This window comes from Bacillus sp. PSXD-155 (assembly GCF_049310765.1).
In the GTDB taxonomy this organism is placed as follows: Bacteria; Bacillota; Bacilli; order Bacillales; family Bacillaceae_G; genus Bacillus_A; species Bacillus_A cereus.
Map to the genome: position 1 here is coordinate 1 of NZ_JBMOWC010000117.1, position 3,668 is coordinate 3,668.

The following is a 3,668-nucleotide window of genomic DNA, read 5'->3' on the forward strand; positions in this document are numbered from 1 at the left end:
ACTAGTAAACAAACTTGAAAATCAATCTCAATTAATTTCGATTAATTATAATTAAGTATATATTAACACGTCAATACATTATTAATTTTTAGTAAATAAAATTAATTTATATTTATTTATTATGTAAATATTAAACATTTTTGTTAAAGTTATTCATTGGCACTTATGCATATAAGTAACTATAATCGTTACACCAAATTGAATAGATGTCAACATCATCACAAACATATAAATATAAAAATAAAAAATCTCAATTTGGTAATACAATAGATTGGTAGAGGTGTATATTTTTATGAAGCGCAAATTAATCACAACAGGTCTTCTTGCAGGGGCTATATTATCCTATTCTTCTAGTATTTTTGCAGATACTCACAAATTCCCTGATGTTCCAAAGTGGGCAGAGCAATCTGTTAATTACTTAGTGGATAAACAAGTCTTAATTGGTTATCCAGATGGCACTTTTGGCTCAAACGTTACGTTAGATCGAGCTTCCGCTGCAACAATTTTAACAAAAGCTTTAGGAATAGAAATTGATCCAAAAGCCAAACCTTCTTTTACAGACTCTCAAGACCACTGGGGCGCTCCGTATATTGCTGCAGCTGAAAAAGCTGGCATTGTTAAAGGAGAAGGGAATGGCATCTTCAATCCATCTGGGAAAGTAACACGCGCTGCCATGGCAACGATGCTAGTAAATGCCTATAAACTACAAAGTACAACACATGAAAATGGCCAAAGTAAATTTGAGGATTTAAAAGGACATTGGGGTGAAAAATTCGCCAATGTTTTAATTGATTTAAAAATTTCTAATGGCACTGATAACGGCTGGCAACCAAATAGATTCATAACACGAGCTGAAGCTGCTCAACTTACTGCTAAAACAGATATGTTTTCTAAAGAAATAAAAGATAAATTGAGAGAAAAAGTCAACAGTAAGGATATGGATATCAATAGTAAAGAAGGTGAGTCAATTTCAATAGAAAATCGATCTTTAACTACTGAGACAGCTGTTTCAACACAAAATAAAAAAGAACAAATTCTACTAAATCAACACCAAAAACATTCTGGTAAAGTAACTGCTAAAACAGAAAAGTCTTTAATTATTTCTGATGGAAATACAAGTTTAGATGCTATGGTTTCTTCCCCTGAAATCCTTAAAGATATTCAAATTGGAGATACCGTTACTATTTATGTACCTATTTTTATAGATAGTCTTGTATTTGGTCAACCCGATACAGCTAACTATGCAATTATTCAAAAAGAAAATGAAGAAAACGTGCTAAAAAAACAATATAAAATGCACACTGGAAATGTAATCAATAAATCAAATGACGCTATTGAAATTTCTAATGAGGATTCGACTATTAGTGCTATCGTTTCCCCTGAAATCTTACAGGATATAAATATTGGGGATACTGTTACTATTTATGGGGCATATTTTATGAATAATATGGCAACTGGTGAATTATCCGCTAAAGCTCCAATCGTCGAAAAGGTGGAAAAATAAGCAATAGGTTTCAAATGGGAAAATCCCCATACCAATAAGTATATAGATGCTATTGAACTAACATCTATGACTATGTTATTTATTAAAAATCGATATAAATTTGCTTTTTCTAAAGCTAAAACAAGAAGCTTCTTGTCTTTTGTATAAGTGAAATACTTTCGTGGGTATTTTATTATAAGCTAAGTAGTTTAGAGTTTCTTGTCTTATGTTCAAAATGTTTAGACTTTCATGTCCTGTTAATGAGACATGAAAGTACTTACAAAATTTATGGTAATGGCTATTTATCAGCGTTTGTTCATGTAATTTTAGTTTAGACAAGAAAATCTAAACTAAAATTTTGTAGATTTCCAGAACTAAATGGGGTCCCGCCACATACCCATCAAGCTAAGAAAAAACTGTGTTACAATAAAAGAATCTCATTGATTTACCGATGCCAGCATCATAATGAATCCCCCTTCTCCTCTTTTTATCAGTATTGGTAGGTAAGGGAGCCAGGCACAAAAACAGGTTGTGGAGAAAGTCTTCTTCACAACCTTAGAGTAAGTTATATATCCAAATATGACCTGTTCTTTTAACTATTAAGTCTTTTATAATCTGTTATAGTCAATATAACTAGCGTCATAATAAATCCACTGCCCTGTTCCAATTCTTAGCCAGCCGTTCTTTTCTTCATATACTGTAACTTTTTCGCCTTTACTTGTCTTTCTAACAATAGAATAGTTTGTACCTGATCCGCTTCGAACATTTACCCCAATACCATTAATTTGAGCCGTTCCAATTACCTTTTCAACACTACCATTTTCAATTACTTGTAGCATATTTAGAATGAATGTTGCTGTTTCACCACGAGTTGTTGTTCCTTTAGGGTCGTATTGATTGTCACCCTTACCTCTTACAATACCTAGGCCATACAGTCTTTGTACGTCTTCTTTATAAATAATTTGGTCTTTGTCTGAGAATGGTAGGTTTACAACTGGTCCCCATATACCTTTATACTGTAAAGCCTTGTTTACAATAATTGCTGATTCTTCTCTTGTAATAGGTGTGTTTGGGTCAAAATAACCATCACCTCTACCTAGAATAATACCTGCACTTGCAGCACGTTTAATACCATCTCGTAAAGTTGAGTTTGCATCGTTTAGGTCTTTAAATGAAGCATCTCCAGCTGGCAGGTTTAGAGATTTAGAGATTAATTGAGCAAATTCGGCTCTTGTTATCGCTCTATTAGGTGCGAAAACTCCGTTTCCTTCCCCTATCATAATACCTCTTCTATTTAACTCTCGAATAGCTTCTTCATACCAACCTCCTGTAATGTCATCTTTTGGTTGATAAAGATTATTATAATACCCCTCAACGCTATTTACGAATACATCCCATTGCCCATTATTAATCATGTTAGCAGGGCAGATTTTACCGCTCCATTTTTGGTGTTTTACAATGTTATTTAACGGTACACCAGTTTCTTTCATTAAATAAGCTACAAGTTTCTTAGCGTTATCTACCGCTTTACTGTAGTTTCCGTCACTGTTAACTGCGATTTCAATTGCAATAGATTCTCTATTACCTGGACCATCACCGTCTCCTGCGTGCCATCCGTTCTCGTTTAATGGTAGGTGTTGATAAATCTCTTTATCGTCTACTGTAAAATGCCACGATGCAGCTCGGTCTGTGTTGCCTACTGCTTGGTTATATAGGTATTGGGCGTGGTTTCTAGCACCTGCTCCTACACTTGTATTATCAGTCTCATGAATTGTAATGTATTTTGGACTCATATAGTTTTGAGGACGAATATTATCGTTACCTGCTGGAACAATCCATTCAGTGAATGGAACACCATTTATTGTACTAGAGGTGCTAGGTGATATGGGAGACAGACTACGTTTTGTTCTGTTTGAATTGTTAGGAACAGTTAGTGTACCTGTTTCTTCATGAATACCTTCTGAACGTTGAAGACTATCTACTTTCTTATTGTCGACAGTACCTCCACCACGTCCGTCTACCTCTTCAAAACTAGCTTCAATACTTTTTAAAGCCTGTTCATCTGATGTTGTTTTGCTTTGTTCCTGAACGTTTGTAGGTTGCTTATTGTTTACTAATTGTTGTTCCTCTGCAAACGATACCAATGGTGAAGATAATACCGTTAATCCTGCCGTGAATGCTACTA

General features: G+C 34.3%; 1 protein-coding gene and 1 pseudogene. One reads left to right on the plus strand and one right to left on the minus strand.

The window, feature by feature from the left end:
- Positions 1 to 292: 292 nt before the first annotated feature.
- Positions 293 to 1,495: pseudogene (locus tag ACO6VI_RS32815) on the plus strand (S-layer homology domain-containing protein); the annotation flags it as partial.
- A gap of 596 nt (positions 1,496 to 2,091) precedes the next feature.
- Here the strand turns inward: ACO6VI_RS32815 and ACO6VI_RS32820 are convergent.
- Positions 2,092 to 3,668, minus strand: a 1,577-nt coding sequence (locus ACO6VI_RS32820; protein ID WP_422425186.1) for an S-layer homology domain-containing protein, incomplete at its 5' end; no start/stop codon positions are given.